The organism is Flavobacterium psychroterrae (assembly GCF_018380615.1).
Lineage (GTDB): Bacteria > Bacteroidota > Bacteroidia > Flavobacteriales > Flavobacteriaceae > Flavobacterium > Flavobacterium psychroterrae.
This window is the reverse complement of record NZ_JAGYVZ010000001.1, coordinates 349,201-367,921: the sequence shown is the minus strand read 5'-3', so window position 1 is coordinate 367,921 and position 18,721 is coordinate 349,201. Positions and strand designations below refer to the sequence as shown.

Sequence of the window (18,721 nt, the reverse complement as noted above, 5' to 3'; positions counted from 1 at the left end):
GCGAAAACGATATAGAAATACAAAAAAGGGTATCTAAAAATACAGATACCCTTTTTTAATCCCTTTAAAATAACGAATTCCCTAAATTATAGCCGAAGGCTTAAAAAATTTGTCAGCGAACTGAGTGGGTGTTTCGCCGTACTTTTTCTGGAAGCATTTACTAAAGTATTTCGGATTATTAAAACCAACTTTATAACTTACTTCGGAGACATTTAATTTGTTTTGTTCTAATAATTGAGCCGCGCGTTTTAAACGTATTTCGTGAATGAATTCATTAGGTGTAAAATTCGTCCACGCTTTTACTTTCAAAAATAACATCGTGCGGCTAACACCTAATTCCGTACAGAAAAACGGAATATCAAATTGCTCGTTCGAAATATTTTCTTCGACAATTTTGAATGCTTTTTTCAATAATTCTTCGTCTAATGATGAAACCGTAATTTCCGATGGGATAAAATTATCCTCGCTTGAAAACTTATTTTTCAAACGTTCTGTAGAATTTAAAAGGTTTTTTACCCGAAGTTTAAATTCAATTAAATTAAAAGGTTTACTAATATAATCATCAGCGCCACTTTCCAATCCTTCAAATTTATAGACTAATGAAGTTCTTGAAGTCAGTAAAATTACCGGAATATGACTGGTTTTTAAATTCTCCTTAATCTTAGAGCAAAGCTCAGTTCCCACCATTTCAGGCATAATAACATCGCTTATAATAAGATTCGGGATCTGTTGTACTGCTTTTTCAAAAGCTACTTTTCCGTTTTCGGCTTCAATAATATTGTAATCTTCTTTCAGTAAATTTTTCATGAACGATCGTAAAACCTTGTGATCTTCAACAATCAAAATTGTTTGTTTTTCGTCGTTTACTACAAAATCATCAATATCATCTGGTTCTGCTATTTCCGATCTTTCTAATTGTACATTATACTGCGAAATATCATCACTAATTTTAAAATCGGTAATAATTTCATTGTCCAAGAGATGTTCGCGACCAAGCGGAAGCGTTACTGTAAAAACGGCACCTTCGGTTTGTTTATTTGTAACTTCAATGTTTCCTTTATGCAGTTTTACAATATTTTTCACGATCGAAAGTCCAATTCCGGTTCCTTTATTGTAGTTTTTTTTGACATTATTGTGCATAGGAACTTCAAAAAACAAATCAAAAATTTTGTCTTTATATTCTTCTGCAATTCCGGCTCCTGAATCTTCAACGGCTATAAAAAGATTCTCGTTATCGTGAGATATTTTCAAGTGAATATTTCCGCCTTTCGGAGTATATCGAAACGCATTTGAAATCAAATTATAAAAAACACGTTCCAGTTTATAACGATCAAAATACACCGGGATTTCTTCTTCAGATGATTCAAAAGTATACGTATAACCGCCGTCTTTAGCATATTCGATAAAAGATAAAAAGATTTCCTTAGTGAATTTGACGATATTTCCCTCAGCCGATTCCAGCATAACCTGATGATTTTCAAGTTTCCTGAAATCCATTAAACGATTAATAAGGCTTAAAAGATGATTCGCACTTCCTTCAATAACCAGCAACTTTTTATACATTTCATTCGTTCCGTTATAATTGGCAAGGATTTGTTGCAAAGGACCTAAAATCAACGTCAACGGCGTTCTGAATTCATGCGAAATATTGGTAAAGAAATCCAGTTTTGCCTGATTGTTTTCTTCAATGCGTTTAGTTTCCAGATATTCCAGTTCCAGTTTTTGTTTCAGTCTGGCTTTTGATTTCATAATCCATATTAAACCGTATAATCCTAAACCTATGATAATTGCATACAATAAAAACGCCCAGATACTGCGCCACGGAGCAGGATTTACAATAACGGTTAATGTAGTTGGAACTTTATTCCAAACGCCGTCATTGTTTGCGCCACGGACTTCAAAGGTGTACGTTCCGGGATTCTGGATTGCAAAAATAGCTTCGGTATTTTTAGTCGTTGTCCAGTTGTTTTCCAGTCCAACCAAGCGATAACTATATTCATTATTTTTGGATCGAATGTAATTTGGAATTGAAAAATCAATCGAGAAATTAGCTTTGTCATAATCCAGCGTAATTGTTTTGGTATAACCAATGCTTTTTTCTAAAACGCCAACCAAATCATTGGGATGAATCGTTTCGTTTTTGATTTTTAAATTGGTAATCAAAACCTGAGGCGCATATTGATTCAAAGAGATTTTCCCGGCATCAAAATACGTCGCACCGGACGGACTTCCGAAATAAAACTGATTCGAATCTAGTTTTAAAGCCGAATTATCATTAAATTCATTACTTGCCAGACCATCTTTTTGGTCATAAATAACAACCGTTTTTTGTGTTGTACTATATTTTATAATTCCCTGATTGGTACTAATCCATAAGTTTTTATCATCATCTTCTAATATCGAATGTATCGAAGTTATGACCGTATTTCCAACTCTTAAATTGATTTTGTTGAATTTTTTTCCGTCAAAATAATGCAGGCCTTTTGCTTTTGTTCCCACCCAGATTTTCTTTTGACTGTCCTGAAATAAAGTCAGAATATCATCGCCGGATAAAGATGAGGAGTCAAAAAAGAAATGTTTTATCGCATATTTATTTGAAGAAAAATTCTTAAACGGAATAAAATTCAGTCCGTTTTGAGTTCCTGCCCAAACGCCATTTTTTTGATCGACTAAAAGCGTTCGCACAATATTATTGGTCAGATAATTGGTTTTTGTAGTATCATTTTCGATAATTTCAAAGGTTTTAGCAACTGTATTGTACCGAATCAATCCTTTGCCAAAAGTCCCAATCCAAAGAATTTCATTTCCTTCAGCCTTAATCGAATAAACGCCGGATTCCTTTAATAAAGCATTCAAATTCGCAGCAATTCGATTATCTTCAATTCTTTTTGAAACCGTATTATAAGCCGATAATCCTTTTGAAAAAGTCCCAATCCATAAAATATCTCCCAAAAGGCACATCGATTTTATGTCATTTTTAACCGTTTGTCCGCTTTTGCTGTTGATGTAACTTGTAGCTTCGGTAGTTGGGGTATAAATGGTAATTCCGCCGCCTTCGGTTCCAAAATAAATATTGTGATTTTTATCGGCGATAATCGAACTCACAACATCAAAACTCATCGGAATTTTTTTAGAATTTTGATTGTAATTGGAGAAATTCACATTTGAAATGTCCCAAATATTCACGCCTTTGTAATAACAACCAATCCAAACCGAACCTTTTCGATCCATAAAAATCGATTTTACCTTGTCGATTCCGTTGCTGTTATTGCTATTGTTTATTTTTTGAATGCTTTTGTCTTTTCCTAAAATGTAGATTCCGTCGTACGCGCCAATCCATAAAGAACCTTGTTTGTCAATTGCCAGAGAACGAATGTCCGTATTGATTTCGCGGTAGTTGTAATCAGATAAAAAAGAAACAAAAGCGTTTGAAGTTTTGTCGAATTTCAAAAGGCCTTTATTTTTTGTCCCAACCCATAAATCACCCGAAGCATCTTCTGTAATTGCCTGAACATTTAATAGATCAACCGCATTTAACGGATAATTTCTGAACGCTAATTTTCCGTTTTTTCTGCTGATAAGCTGGCACAAACCTTTAGTAGTTCCAATCCAGATTTCGCCTTTTTTACTTTTTAAAATAGTAATAATATTATTACTCGGAACCGTCGAATTATCAGTATCTGAATGAAAAACCGAACTGAATTTATTGGTTTTCTTATTATAAATCGTCAATCCCTGTGAAGTTCCAAACCACATTTCGTCCCCAATTTCCCTAATCGACCAAATGGCGTTACTGCTTATGGTATGATTTGTTTTGGTATGTAAATATCGTGTAAAAGTATTGCTTACAGGATCATAGCAATTAAGCCCGTTATAAGTTCCAACCCAGATTTTACCCGTATTATCTTCTTCAATAGATAAAATATCATTGTTGCTTATTGAATGTTTATTGGTAACATCATTCCTGAAAATCGTGAATTTACTTCCGTCATATTTATTCAGACCATCACGCGTACCAAACCACATTTGCCCAAATTTATCCTGATGAATAGCAATAACAGAACTCTGCGAAAGCCCATCCGTAGTCGAGATATTTTTAAGACGATATTTATTTTGGGAAAAAATATTTCCTGAAATAAACAGTAAAACCAGAAAAGCTATTTTATATTTCATGGTGGTTTTTTTTGAGGTGCAAAGGGTCAAAGGGTCATTCAAAGGTTCAAAGGTTCAAAGGTTCAAAGGTTCAAAGGTGCAAAGGTGCAAAGGAGCAAAGGTGCAAAGGAGCAAAGGTGCAAAGAGGCAAAGGAGCAAAGTGACAGAGGTATTCCTTATTTTATGTCATTTCGACGAAGGAGAAATCACACGCGAAACTCCGCATAGAAATCGTCAATCTTTGTCGAATTACTAGTGTGATTTCTCCCTTCGGTCGAAATTACAAACACTACGCTTTATAGTTACTTAAAAAACTTTGCGACTTCGCGTCTTTGCGTGATTAAAAAAAAATTACTTCAACCGCTTTTTTAACTGATAATCATACAACGAAGGAATTTTATCCATAGACGTATTCAAAAACTCAGTATAAGCATCAGGTTCATATTTCACTTCGAATTTAGCATTCCCATTCACACCAATAATCCTTGCAAAAGGTCCATCTTTCATGCCGTAAAGTAAAACTGGCTTAGTAATTTCAGACGCATTTTCAACCTGAATATTCAAGTTCCAGAAAGTGCTGAAAGGTCCGTGCGAAGGTTTCCAATATTCTGCACCGCCACCGCCAAATAAATAGTAACCATTGTTTTTATCCGGCGTAATATGCACCGTAATATGATCAAATAAATTTTGATGATTCGCCCCCGAATGCTGATCTAAAAGTGCATCGGCAAAAATCTCACAATTTTGGTAAACATTTTTAGTAGCAAAAGTGTTGAAACTTAACGGATGAACCGCTTTATTATAAATCTTCAAATTCTTAACCAAAACATTATGAACGCCACCCAAAGTCACCGTATAATGAGACATATGCGGACCATCGGTCACAATATCCTGAATGGTAACATTCGATATTTCCTCGCATAAAATCCCGCTGTCGGCATTCGTAATCGTGACATCTTTCACCCAGCTATTAAAAACGCGCGTTAAGAATATCGCATTATTTCCCGGTTCAACGTGATGCGCCACTCTTGGAATATCAGGGAAAGTAAAACGAATATGTTCGATTCCTACTTCGTTTAAATGTTTCCATTCTACCAATTGCGCCTGATAACCTGGTTTTATCGCAATTGTCAAAGGTGTTTTAATCGTTATTTTTGAGTTCGAAATTTTAGTGATTTCAACTTGTTGTCTCACGATTGGCAGTTTTGGAAATTTCCAATGATGAGAGCCCGGTTTTACATTTGCGCCTTTGTATAAATCTTTGATGATTTCGCCGTTTTCACCATCTTTATTAAACAATTGCAACTCGACAATATCGCCAACTTTCAACCCTTTTACTTCCGAAACATTGATAACGTGTTCTCCCATATTTCCGGAACTCACTTTCGCAAGCGGATTTGGCGTAGGTTCGTATTTATCCAAATATGATTTTACACGTTCACCGGGAATTTGCGCCCAGATAAATCCACCCGACCATGCGTATTGCGAGAAAGGTAAATCGATATTATTCTCAGGTTCGCGCTGTCTTTTATCAAGCGTTGTAAGATATTCTCTAAGTTCGGCCAGAGATTCAGGGTCTTTAAGATACATCATTGGTCTGGGGCAATAAATTTCTGTTCCCTTTTCGCCAGATCCGGCGCCACGAAAAACGAAATTGCTTCTTTCGATATATACAATTTCACTTAAGATAATTGTTCCTGCCGGTAATTGCAAAATCACATCTCCATCGACAGCATTTGCGGCTTTTACAGCCTTCAATAAAGCTTTAGAATCGTCAAGACCGTCATTTGCTTTTACGCCAAAATCAGTCGCATTGATGATTTTTCCTTGCGATTCAGGAATTTGGCTTTCGCCGAAATGATAACCAGCGTAACTAAAATCAGGTAAATAATTTGTTTTTGATTGAATAATTTTAGGTAAATCCTGTGCCATTATATTCATACTACTGACGAAAAGGCTACAACAGATAATGAGGTTTTGGCGGGTCATGTTTTGTGGTTATTTTGTGGTTAGTTAGTGTTTCTCGCAAAGGCGCAAATATTTTTTGTTTCACGCAGATTTTGCAGATTTAGGCAGATTTCAGCAAATTTATAATAGTATTCTTTTAATTTAATCTGCTCCATCTGCTTAAATTTTTTTAAATCTGCGTGAAATATTTTTTTTAATTCTGGGATAGCCACAGTTAAAAAACTCTGCTACTTGCGAGAATAATTTATAAAGACTTCTTAATTCCGATTTCAAGCCCTCTTAATTCAGCCAAACCTCGTAAACGCCCAATAGCAGAATATCCCGGATTTGTTTTTTTATTCAAATCATCCAGCATTTGGTGACCATGATCCGGACGCATTGGCAATTGACTATTATTGCTGTTTTCGACTTCAATAATCGCTTTTACAACCTCGTACATATCAACATCGCCTTCAAGATGGTTCGCTTCGTAGAAACTTCCTTCAGCATCTCTTTCAGTGCTTCTTAGGTGAATAAAGTTCATTTTATCGCCGTGACGCCTTACTATTCCCGGTAAATCATTATCGGCACGAACACCGTAAGAACCCGTGCACATCGTGAATCCGTTTGATTTTGATTCGGCAGCAGCCATTAATTCTATCAAATCTTCCTCCGTACTTACCACTCTTGGCAAACCTAAAATCGGGTAGGGAGGATCATCCGGATGAATCGCCATTAAAACCCCTTTACTTTCGGCAACCGGAATAATTTCTTTTAAAAAATAGAATAAATTTTTCTTCAAAGCCGCTCTGTCAATATGATTGTAACCGCTTAAAGTAATTAGAAAATCTTCTACAGAATATGCTTCTTCCGCGCCGGGAAGTCCGGCAAGAATATTTTGCTGTAATTTTACTTTATCAGCAGCCGTCATCGCTTCAAAATATTTTGTCGCTTTTTCGATTTGTGCTGCCGAGTATTCATTTTCAGCTCCGGGTCTTTTCAAAATAAACAATTCAAAAGCCGCAAAAGCATTAATATCAAAACGCAACGCCTTTGATCCGTCTGCCGTTTCATAAGCTAAATCAGTTCTCGACCAGTCTAAAACCGGCATGAAATTGTAGCAAATACATTTTATCCCGCACAAAGCCAGATTCCGGATACTTTCCTTATAATTTTCAATGTATTCAGGATAATTTCCGGTTTGTTTTTTAATATCTTCATGCACCGGAATACTTTCTACAACCGACCATATTAACCCAGATGCACCTTTTTTAGGATCACCATTTTCGTGTTCAATTTCAACTTTTCTTTTAATAATTTCCTCAATATCCCAAACTTGCCCGTTCGGGATATGATGTAATGCGGTCACAATTCCGGTAGCTCCGGTTTGCTTAATATCTTGTAAAGAAACTGGGTCGTTTGGTCCGAACCATCTTAACGTTTGTTCCATTTTTAATTTATTTTTATTAATATTTAGGAGCTATTTCCCGCTTCCCGATAGCTATCGGGACGTTTCAAACGAAGTTCACTGAACTCCGATTAAAAATAAGAATTAAGTGAAGTAATCTTTTATTCTGAACCCCAGAATAAAAAGATTTCCACTACTCCCGATAGCTATCGGGACGGGGCTAGGGCACTCATTTTTATAAGAAATATTCTTAATTTTTAAAATGTCATTTCTACCAATGATATTTTAAAAATTAAAATAAAAAAATCCCTTTAAATCCGCGTCTTTGCAAAGCAAATCCGTGTCATCTGCGTGCCATGACAAAGATTCTAGACAAATATGTTGTGTTTTATACCTGCAAAGTTTTGAAAACCTTGCAGAAGCAAATGAAAAAAATTAAATACTTGTTGCCGCAAATCCACCATCGACTTTTAAGATCGTTCCCGTAACAAATTTTGACATATCGCTGCATAAATATAAAAGTGCGCCATCAATATCTTCCGGTTTCCCAAATCTTCCCATTGGCGTATGTTCGATAATTTTTTGACCTCTTGGCGTCAGTTCTCCTTCCGGAGTCAATAATAAAGCACGGTTTTGTTCTCCTATAAAAAATCCCGGAGAAATCGCATTTACACGAATTCCTTCGCCATATTTTGAAGCCAGTTCAACCGACATCCATTGCGTAAAATTATCAATTGCCGCTTTTGAAGCCGAATATCCAACCACTCTTGTCAAAGGTCTTTGTGCCGAAGCCGACGAAATATTTATGATATTTCCAGTTTTTTGTTTGGCAAAAAGTTCAGAAAATACCTGAGTTGGCAACATTGTACCAATAATATTAAGGTCCACTACTTTTTGTAAATCTTCGACTTTTAAATCATAAATCGCCTGATCCGGACTAATTGTTGCACCCGGCATATTTCCGCCAGCAGCATTAATTAAAATATCAAGTTTTTCGTATTTTTCAACGATAAAATCCCTTGCTTTTTCTAATTCTTCCTTGTTTAAAACATTCGCCTGAATTGCAAAAGCTTTTCCGCCATTGTTTTCTATTGTTTCAACTATTTTATTGGCTTTTTCAATCGATTGAGAAACAATCCCAACGATAACGCCTTGTTTTGCCAAAACGTTTGCAAAGTTGCTTCCCAAAACTCCGGCGCCACCCGTAATAAGTGCAATTTTTCCTTTAAGGTTAAATACTGAATCCATATTATTTTTTAAATTTTATATGTAATGTTTTTTCTAACACAGAGATATAGTTCGTTCCCAATTATCGGGTTTATTATTTTTTGCCACAGATTAAAAAGATTAGAAAAGATTTTCTTAAAAAATAATCTGTGTTAATCTGTAAAATCTGTGGCAAAATTATCTGTGTGCTTTTTTAAAGTTATTTATCTTCGTATTGTCTGGATGATTTCCAGCATTTTTTTAGTTTCATTTTCAATTACATCGTAATCTTGTTCTTCCATACGTTTTTTACTGATGAGTTTACTTCCTAAACCTACAGCAGAAGCTCCGGCAATAAACCAACTTTCAATACTTTCATGAGTAGTTTCAACTCCGCCAGTAGTCATAAATGTGAGAGATGGAAAAATGTCCTTTATACTGGTCAAAAATTCCGTTCCTAAAATATTTCCGGGAAAAAGTTTAACAAATTTGATTCCTGCATTTTCAGCGGCGATGATTTCTGTAGGCGTCATACAACCCGGAGTATATAAAAGTTGATTACTAATTAAGTAACTCGCAACTTCAGGGACAAAACCCGGACTGATAAAAAAATCTGCTCCGGCATTGTGAAAATCTTTAGCCTGTTCTACATTTTTAATAGTTCCAATACCTAATAACATTTCAGGCAATTCGGTATTTCGAACCGACACCATTTTTGTGAAGTTGGACAGCGCTTCAGGACCTCTGTTCGTGTATTCTACAGCTCTTATTCTTGCTTTGTAAAGTGCTCTCAGGACTTCAACACTAATAGTTTCGCTTGTTGCAAAATAGAGTGGGAGAATTCCCTGGTTCACAATAACCTCAATCGAGTTTTGAATGCTGCTCATAACTTTAGATTTTTACTTTAATAACTATTTTTTTAAGTGTTCCTTCGCCAATCATTGCTGCATGAACATCCTCGGGAAACAAAATAGCGAACTGTTTTTCCTGTAATTTAAAAAACATATCAGGTTTATCATGAAAGAAACGAACATCTCTTTCGTCGCTGTAATCTCCATTTGGACTAATACATTTTTCCCTTGGCTTCCATGCAAAAGTTTCAGGTCCTTTTATCGAAATCTGAATGTCAATATTTTTATCATGACATTCAAAACCCTTAATACTTTCTTCTTTCGTGGCACCTTCACCAACAATTACAATTACTTTTAATCCTTCGGCAATCTCAAAAGCGCCTTCTTCAAGAATGCTGATATCTGTTTGACTTACATAATCAAATGCTTTTTTAAAATTGGGATGAAGGCCGAAATATTTGGCAGCGTTTTGTAATGAATCTACAATCATTTTATTTGGTTTTATATTTTGCTAAATTGTTCTATATCATCTTAATTAATGTTTTACTTTAATTAAAGTATTACTTTATATAATGTGTATTAGATTATTGGTGTTTAAAGATCAATCATTATATTGTCAGTATTATATTAATATGTCATATGTTTTACTTTTAAGTTATTATCAATCTTCTATTTTGTAAAGATTTAAATAAAATTTTTATCAATAATACAGTTTTTATAAAACACATGTGTATATTTGCGTGTACGCACACGGTAATTACAAATGTATATAAAAAGTTAGGTTAAACAAGCTGCATTTAATAAAAAAATAATAATTTAGAATGATATCCAGAATCATTTAACTTAAAAACAATCAATATCATAACAATAAAAAAAATTGCCGAACTCGCCAACGTTTCACCCGGAACTGTTGACCGGATTATCCATAATCGTGGGCAGGTTGCTCAGGAAAATGTCGATAAAGTGAATGCTATTATAGAACAATATGGTTATAAACGAAATATTCTGGCGAGTAATCTTGCCTTGAATAAAAAGTTTCATTTTGCAGTATTTTTACCGCAGTATGAAAATTTAGAATATTGGAAAAGCCAAATTGCCGGAATAGAAAAGGCAGCTGTAGAATTTCATAAATTCGGGATTGTGCTTGATTATTTCTTTTATGATTTTAATGAAGTTTCGTTTAAAGAGTCTGTCAAAAAAGTATTAGAATTTGATTGTGACGGATTGTTATTTGCGCCCATTTTCTATGAAGAATCCGTTCGGTTTTTAAAGGAATACGAAAAGAAAAATATACCGATTGTCATGATCGATTCAAATATTGACAGCAATAACAAACATGCTTATGTTGGTCAGGATGCTTTTCAAAGTGGGTATCTCGCCGGAAGATTAAGTAGTTTTGCTGTAAAAAACGAAAGGCAAATCCTGATTTTTAAAATCACAAGAGAAATAGAAAGTACCTCAGTTTATTTACAAAGAATAGATGGTTTTTATTCCTTTTTTAAAGATCATGATGAACTTACGAACTTCAAATTTTCAGAAATTACCATAAAAGATTCCGGAATCGATCAATTAAATCTCGAAATGTTCTCAGGAATAAACAGTGTTTTTGTCCCAAATTCAAGAGCTTACATTGTCGCCAGATTTTTAGAACAAAACAGTATAAAAGGCGTTCGTATTATTGGTTACGATTTATTAAAGGAAAATATCGAATACCTAAACAAAGGCGTAATTGATTTTTTAATCAACCAAAGACCCGAAGAACAGGGTTATATGGGAATTGCTCATTTGTATAAAAAACTTGTTTTGCAGGAAGCTGTAGAAAACACCCATTATATTCCGTTAGAAATTATTCTAAAAGAAAATTATTTTCCTGCGAAGAAAACGGTTTAGGTTTTTTTGCCCGCGGATTTTACGGGTTTGAATTGGTTTTCGCTGGTTTATTTTAATCGCGCTTTTACCATTTACTAAGTCGTAAAGTTTATCGCAACCACCTTTGTCAAACTTTAAAACTTTGACAAAGTTTTTACGTACAACAAAATAAAAATCCGTGAAAACCGATTCTAACCCGTAAAATCCGTGGGCAAAACCCGCAAGCAATAAATTCCTACTTCTTAATCTTAACAACAAGCGGATTATTTACCTTCTCAGCAAACGAGCTCAAATACGTTTCCCAATCTTTTTGAGTTTGAAACGGACTTCCTTTTTTCCAACCAAAACCAACGTAATAGATTGCTTTATGGTTTTTAACAGCAATATTTCCGTATAAATTACTTAGATCTTTATCGTTTGTAATATGATTATCAAAACTTTTTAAAGTGTTTTTTGGTGCAACAATTCCTGTTCCAATTTCCGAATCATCGATTGGTTCCCAATGACTTAACCAACCTTCCTTAATATTGGTTCCAATAGTGCCTTTTTTATCATGAAGTGTTAATCCTGCCGCAATAGATTTTGTTCCCGTAATATTGATTTCAAAACGAGAAAGATAACTTCCGTAATCCAGGCTTATAAGTTTAGATTCGGTTATTTTTTTTCCATTTGCGTCCCAATTAGCGTACGTCAGGATAAAACTCGTTCTGATAGGACCAGTTGTAATAGTTTTCCAAGAGGTGAAATTCTTCGAAAAATAATATTTATCATCGACTTTAACGGCAATTCCGCCAACGCCACGACTATCGCCCACATGAAAATTATCCAAACCTTCGCCCGTATCTTTATGATACGTTCCCGTTCCGTTTGTTGCTTTTTCGTACCATTTATTAATTATTGGATAATCGACTCTTTTCAGCCACGCATCGATTCCGCTTGTCAAAGTTCCGCCGGCAACTTTATCTTCGACCATTTTTTGTGCAACAGGACCATAAGTTCTAAAAGCTACTTTGTTATTTTCCCACGCATAATCGTCCGTACGTTCCGGAACAAAGCGCGAATAACAATTGATGTTTTTAGTTGCCGAAGAATTATCCGATAATTTAATTTCAAATTCTTTAGATGATGAACCACTTATTTTTGGCTGAAACAACAAAACATCCATGATTCCATCGCCATCATTATCTACAGTTTGGGTTTCTAAAACCAAATTAGAACTTATTTCTTTTACCGTATAATCTTCCAATTTTACCGAAGAAGGCAGTTTGAGTGATTTTTTAGTTAATTCAACCGTTTCAAATTCCCGATCTATTGGCAGAGAATTGGTTACTGTAATAATTTTATTTTGAGAATGAACGGCAAAACTACTTGCCAGAATCGCGGTGAATATCAGATATTTTTTCAAAGCTGTATTGTTTTTAATTTTCAAAAGCGGAAAGCATTTTATGAATTATAAATTTACAAATCAATTATTACACAGAAATACAGAATTGGGGTAAAAATGTACATAAATCTTAAAATGAGATAATTATAGAGGAAATCTTTGTAATTATATAATTCAGGTTCAGCAAAGAATTTTATCTTTATAAAGTAAAATTAATCTCCATGAAAAAAAGCGCCGGCATATTACTCTACAAATTTATAGATAAAACAATTTATTTTTTATTGGTGCATCCTGGTGGTCCATTTTGGAAGAATAAAGATCTGGAAAGTTGGTCAATTCCTAAAGGAGAATTTACAGATGACGAAGATCCTTTGCTTGCTGCCCAACGCGAATTTCAGGAAGAAACCGGTTTTACATTAGAAAGTGAATCTGAAGATGATTTTATTGCGCTTCAATCGGTTAAGCTTAAGTCAGGCAAAACCGTTCTTGCATGGGCGTTGGAATTTGATATTGATGTGACTCTTGTAAAAAGCAATGAATTTGAAATGGAATGGCCGCCAAAATCCGGAAGTATGAAATGCTTTCCTGAAATTGACAGAGCCGAATGGTTTCAATCTGCAGAAGCGCTGAAAAAAATAAATCCCGCACAGGCTGATTTTATTGTTCAGATTATCTCAAAAATTTCTTCTTCGATCTAAAATATGCATTCGCTTAAATAATAATTTCGTAATTTACATTTTCGGTCAAGCCGAATAATTAAAAATGTAAATAGAGATTATGGAAGTTAAATGTATAATTTTCGATTGTGATGGAGTTCTTGTAGATACTGAAAAAATTGGTAACGGAATCATGCTTGAAATGGCAGCGGAATATGGATTTAAGATGAAACTGGAAGATGCGTATCGTGATTTTAACGGTCGTAAATTAAAGGAATGTTTCCTGTTTATTGAGAATGCTATAGGCAAAAAACTTCCGGATACTTTTGAAGCAGATTATCGCCAGAAAAGTTTTGAAGCCTTTAAAACACAGGTAAAACCCATGGAAGGCGTTCTTGAATTCATCAATAACTTAAAAATTCCGTATTGTGTGGCTTCGAGTGGTCCGGTTGATAAAATCAGACTCAATCTTGAAGTCGCAGGATTACTCAATAAATTCGAAAATAAAATATACAGTTCGTACGAGATTAATAGCTGGAAACCGGAACCTGGAATTTTTCTGCACGCCGCAAAAGAAATGGGTTTTGATGTAAAAGACTGCATCGTAATCGAAGACAGTAGAGCCGGAGTAATTTCGGGAATAACTGGCGGATTTAAAGTGTACGGTTTTGCAAACGGATTCAACAACCAAGATTTAGAAAAAGAAGGCGCAGTTCTTTTTAGTAGTTATGAGGAGTTAAGTGAGATTATTTAGTTTTTAGTCTCAGTTTTCGGTCTCAGTTTTCAGTTTTTCTTTGTTTGAATGAGCTTTTAAGTAATACGAGTAAACCCGACAGGTTTTTAAAACCTGTCGGGTTTGACATTTGTTTCAGATTCACGCTAACTCTGTCATTTCGACGGAAGGAGAAATCACACTAGAACCAATAAAACCAATAAGCTTTGTCAAAGTTTTAAAACTTTGACAAAGCTTTCGCATTTCAAACATTATCTAATTATCAAATTCCCTCATTATCAAATTTTATATTCCCTCATTATCAAATTATCTAATTTGAATGTAATTTGTTACATTAAAATAAATTTTTATATATTTGGATAAAGAGATTCGTTTTTTTTATCACAACAAATTATCAAATTATAATTTTAGTAGTATAAATATGAATGTCTATAGATCTTTAAAAATACCTTCTCCCAAAGAGGTTGTTTTTTTAAGATTGTGGTTGTAAAAAACCGTGAACTAACCTACAGACAGAAACAAAAATGACAAAATTTTTAATTAGAATTTTAGTTCTATCGATATCCCTTTTATATCCAATTTTGAATGCCCAAATTAAAAAAATTGGAGTTCCATTTATCACAAATTATAACCCGAAAACCTATAAAGCTGCCTCTGAAAATTGGGATGTTTTACAGGATTCTAAAGGAATGATGTTTTTTGCGAATCATTTTGGAATCATGCAATTTGATGGCGTGCGATGGAATATTGTCACGCAGCCGCAAAACAAAAGTATGGTTCGGTCCCTTGCAATTGATAAAAATGACAAAATTTATGTTGGCGCTCAGGGCGAATTTGGTTACGTCGTTCAGTTAGCAAACGGACAATACAAATACTCCTCTTTACTGAAATTATTATCGGCTTCAGACCAGAATTTTGGAGATGTTTTATATACCGTTGTGCTTCATGATGAAGTCGTTTTTTTCTCTAATGAAAAGATATTCATTTATAAAAACAACAAAATCAAGGTTATAAAGTCAGATTCTAATTTTGATGAGGTCTTTCATGTTACGTCAGATATTTATGTTTTAGACAATGTAAAAGGATTATTAAAACTCAAAAACGATGTTTTAATACCGGTTGAAAACGGGCAAAAGTTTGCCGGAATGAAAATCAGAAAAGCTTTTAAAACCAAAGAAGGTTTATTAATTCTCACTCAAAAAAACGGACTTTTTACATTTAAAAATAATCAGCTACAACCTTTTGTGACCAAAGTTGATAATCTGCTCAAACAAAGTCAGATCACAACCGGAATTTTACTTTCTGATGGTTATATCGGCATTGGAACGCGACAATCCGGGCTAATAGTTATTGATAGTACAGGAAATTTGATTCAGCATATCAACAAACAAATGGGTTTGCAGAATGATTATGTGACAAATCTTAAAATGGATGTCGCAGGTAATTTATGGGTTACCCTTAAAGAAGGAATCTCACTGATTCAGATTTCGTCGCCTTTATCAAAAATACTGGATGCATCAAATGCTGAAACCAAGATATATTGTAGTCAGATTTATCAAAACAAACTTTATATCGCCACAGATAATGGTGTTTTCTGGCTCGATTGGGAAGCGTATAAAAATGGTCAGCATGAAAATGTTCACTTTCAGCATATTTCAGGAATGTCAGAGAATGTGTGGAATGTGGGTATTTTTGGCAATTCGCTTTTGGCATTTGAAAAAAACGGAATCTATGAAATAAAAGGAAATTCGGCACAATTATTAGCCAAAACAGATGGCGCGTGGCAAGGGATTCTGATTCCGAATCATCCTGATTTATTGTTAGTTGGCGGATATAACGGATTGTATTTATTGAAGAAAATTAATAATTCATGGGTGTATCAGCACAAAATAAAGGGTTTTCAGGAAAGCAGCCGAATCATTGTAACCGATAAAGCAAACAATATCTGGATTGCACACGGATATAAGGGGATTTACAAAATCAATTTTAATGCAACATTTGATGCCGTTTCAAAAATTGAGTTTTTCAATCAGGCAGATGGTTTTCCGTCAAGTCTCTTTCTGAACACTTTCAAGATAAATAATAAGATTCTTTTTGGAACCACAAAAGGCGTTTACAAACAAGATCCTCATTCGAAGAAAATGATTCAGGATCGTATTTTTAAGAAATATCTTGGAACCGAAAACCATATTCGTTTGCTGAAACCGGACAATAAAAATAATATCTGGTACATATCAGGTGAAAATACCGGAAAGATTGTAGAAACCGAAAATCATAATTTTGCTGTTGAAGAACTCCCTTTTAGAAAACTAAGGTATTTGTATATTCCGGGTTTTGAGAATATTCAGACGACTGCAAACGGAGATGTATTTTTTGGAACTCAAGATGGTTTGATTCATTATAATACTACTAAAACCAAAAAATATCAAACGAAATATAAAGCTGTTATTTCTGAAGTGAAATGTATATTCCCTAAAGATAGTTTGTTGTTTTCCAGTCGATATGATGTTCTTCCTTATAATACATCATCGGCAAATAATGCACTTTCTCCCGTTTTGTCGTATTCTAATAACGCGTTGCATTTTTCGTTTGCGTCACTTTGTTATGATGAAGCCGATGCCACAAAATACGAATATTGGCTCGAAGGTTTTGAACCAAAATGGTCAGACTGGAATCTTCAGACGGAAAAAGAATACACGAATTTACCCGAGAACGAATACATTTTTCATGTACGAGCAAAAAATATATATGATGTTGAAAGTGAAGAAGCCGTTTTTAAATTTGAAATTCTGCCGCCGTGGTATAGAACAATTTGGGCTTATATTTTGTACCTGATACTTTTTGGCGTTTTACTTTATACGATTATTAAATACCAAAAAAATCTCGCAGAACGCGATCGGGAACAATTGATTCTGAGTCAGGAAAAAGAATTGCTCCGTAATCGTGCGGAATTAAACGAACAAAAATTGGCATTAGAACAGGAAAATATGGCAATTATGCGGGAAAATCTCGAAACGACGATTAATCTCAAAAATGCTAAAGTGGCTTCGAATACGGTGAATCTTATTCATTTAAATGAAATTTTACTTTCGATAAAAGAACTCATTGGTCAGATTGATAAGAAGAATGATTTTAATACCAATTTTGATTTATTGAAAAAAATCAACCGAATCATCGATCACGAATTACAGGGAGATCAGCATTGGAACGAGTTTGAAGAAATTTTTAATCAGCTTCATGATAACTTTATGCAGCGTTTAAAAACGAGTTTCCCGGAATTGACTCCGCGTGATATGCGTTTGTGTGCCTATTTGCGAATGAATTTCAATACGAAAGAAATTGCGCCGCTTTTGGGAATCTCTGTCCGTGGAGTTGAAGACACAAGATATCGTATTCGTAAAAAGTTACAGCTTTCATCTGAAGCAAATATCACGGAGTTTATATTGAATTTCTAGATTACTTGACGTGTGATTTTTTTTAACACATAGTCCCGATAGCTATCGGGAGGCAGATTGCTTCGCCTGTTCGCTATCGCTCGGGTGAGCAGATTTTAATCTGTGGCAAATATTTTCACGCAGATTTTAAAAAGATTTAAGCAGATTTAAGCAGATGATCATCTAAATTAAATCTGCTTAATCTGCGTGAAATAAAATCTTTTTAATCTTTTGTCGAATATTTTCACGCAGATTTAAAAAAGGATCTAAAAAAGATTTAAGCAGATGATTATCCAAAATTTAAATCTGCTAAAATCTGCTAAAATCTGCGAGAAATAATATTTTTTTAATCTTTTGTCGAATATTTTCACGCAGATTTAAAAAAGGATCTAAAAAAGATTTACGCAGATGATTATCTAAATTAAATCTGCTAAAATCTGCTCAATCTGCCTGAAATAAAATCTTTTTAATCTGTGGCGAATATTTCACGCAGATTTAAAAAAGGATCTAAAAAAGATTTACGCAGATGATTATCAAAAATTTAAATCTGCTAAAATCTGCTAAAATCTGCGTGAAATAAAATCTTTTTAATCTGTGGCGAATATTTTACGCAGATTTAAAAAGGATCTAAAAAAGATTTAAGCAGATGATTATCCAAAATTTAAATCTGCTAAAATCTGCATAATCTGCGTGAAATAAAATCTTTTTAATCTGTGGCGAATATTTTCACGCAGATTTAAAAAAGGATCTAAAAAAGATTTAAGCAGATGATTATCCAAAATTTAAATCTGCTAAAATCTGCCTAATCTGCGTGAAATAAAATCTTTTTAATCTGTGGCGAATATTTTATCACGAATTCTTATAAACAAAAACTCATGTAGATTGTCTTTAAAAATCAACCTTAAGCCACTTTGTACTATCAGTAAAATCCTAAGTAGTTTTACGCTTTTTGAAAGCTGATTATTACATTTTTTTACAAACACCGTAGTCAAACCGTATCTTAAAATGTAAGTCTTACCTCAATTATTTGTTAATATTGTCCCACTATTATTAAAATAACAATCTATTTTTTACAAAGTCG

At 34.1% G+C, this 18,721-nt stretch carries 11 protein-coding genes; 4 read left to right on the top strand and 7 right to left on the bottom strand.

All coding sequences use genetic code 11. The features are described from left to right. Positions 1-81: 81 nt before the first annotated feature. From KHA90_RS01265 to KHA90_RS01240, 6 genes are all read right to left on the bottom strand, one after another. Positions 82-4,173 carry a two-component regulator propeller domain-containing protein gene (locus KHA90_RS01265; protein WP_213294032.1) on the bottom strand — a complete coding sequence of 1,364 codons (4,092 nt, stop codon included), beginning with the start codon at positions 4,171-4,173 and terminating at the stop codon, positions 82-84. 330 nt (positions 4,174-4,503) lie between these two features. After that, entirely contained in the window at positions 4,504-6,084 is a 1,581-nt protein-coding gene (locus tag KHA90_RS01260) for a DUF4955 domain-containing protein (RefSeq protein ID WP_244860222.1), read from the bottom strand. A 280-nt stretch (positions 6,085-6,364) separates the two neighbouring features. Further along, the gene (gene uxuA / locus KHA90_RS01255) at positions 6,365-7,549 is read right to left on the bottom strand and encodes a mannonate dehydratase (RefSeq protein ID WP_213294028.1); all 1,185 of its coding nucleotides are present in this window, start codon (positions 7,547-7,549) and stop codon (positions 6,365-6,367) included. 393 nt (positions 7,550-7,942) lie between these two features. Continuing rightward, a complete protein-coding gene (locus KHA90_RS01250; RefSeq protein WP_213294026.1) occupies positions 7,943-8,755 on the bottom strand; it encodes an SDR family oxidoreductase in 813 nt (270 codons plus the stop codon). A 182-nt stretch (positions 8,756-8,937) separates the two neighbouring features. Then, on the bottom strand, positions 8,938-9,600 hold the full coding sequence (locus KHA90_RS01245) for a bifunctional 4-hydroxy-2-oxoglutarate aldolase/2-dehydro-3-deoxy-phosphogluconate aldolase (RefSeq protein ID WP_213294024.1): 663 nt from the start codon (positions 9,598-9,600) through the stop codon (positions 8,938-8,940). Positions 9,601-9,604: 4 nt separating this feature from the next. Then, on the bottom strand, positions 9,605-10,054 hold the full coding sequence (locus KHA90_RS01240; protein ID WP_213294022.1) for a YhcH/YjgK/YiaL family protein: 450 nt from the start codon (positions 10,052-10,054) through the stop codon (positions 9,605-9,607). Positions 10,055-10,416: 362 nt separating this feature from the next. Here KHA90_RS01240 and KHA90_RS01235 point away from each other — a divergent pair, with 362 nt between their 5' ends. Continuing rightward, complete coding sequence (locus KHA90_RS01235) at positions 10,417-11,454, top strand: LacI family DNA-binding transcriptional regulator (protein ID WP_317197365.1); 1,038 nt, start codon at positions 10,417-10,419, stop codon at positions 11,452-11,454. Between the two features lie 214 nt (positions 11,455-11,668). Here the strand turns inward: KHA90_RS01235 and KHA90_RS01230 are convergent, their stop codons facing one another. Further along, entirely contained in the window at positions 11,669-12,862 is a 1,194-nt protein-coding gene (locus KHA90_RS01230; RefSeq protein ID WP_244860221.1) for a DUF4861 family protein, read from the bottom strand. A gap of 176 nt (positions 12,863-13,038) precedes the next feature. Between KHA90_RS01230 and KHA90_RS01225 the strand changes: the two genes are divergently transcribed. From KHA90_RS01225 to KHA90_RS01215, 3 genes are all read left to right on the top strand, one after another. Next, positions 13,039-13,515, top strand: a complete 477-nt coding sequence (locus KHA90_RS01225) for an NUDIX domain-containing protein (RefSeq protein WP_213294020.1) — start codon at positions 13,039-13,041, stop codon at positions 13,513-13,515. A 79-nt stretch (positions 13,516-13,594) separates the two neighbouring features. Further along, on the top strand, positions 13,595-14,227 hold the full coding sequence (locus KHA90_RS01220; RefSeq protein ID WP_213294018.1) for an HAD family hydrolase: 633 nt from the start codon (positions 13,595-13,597) through the stop codon (positions 14,225-14,227). A gap of 503 nt (positions 14,228-14,730) precedes the next feature. After that, entirely contained in the window at positions 14,731-17,661 is a 2,931-nt protein-coding gene (locus tag KHA90_RS01215; RefSeq protein ID WP_213294015.1) for a triple tyrosine motif-containing protein, read from the top strand. The last annotated feature ends 1,060 nt before the right edge of the window (positions 17,662-18,721 follow it).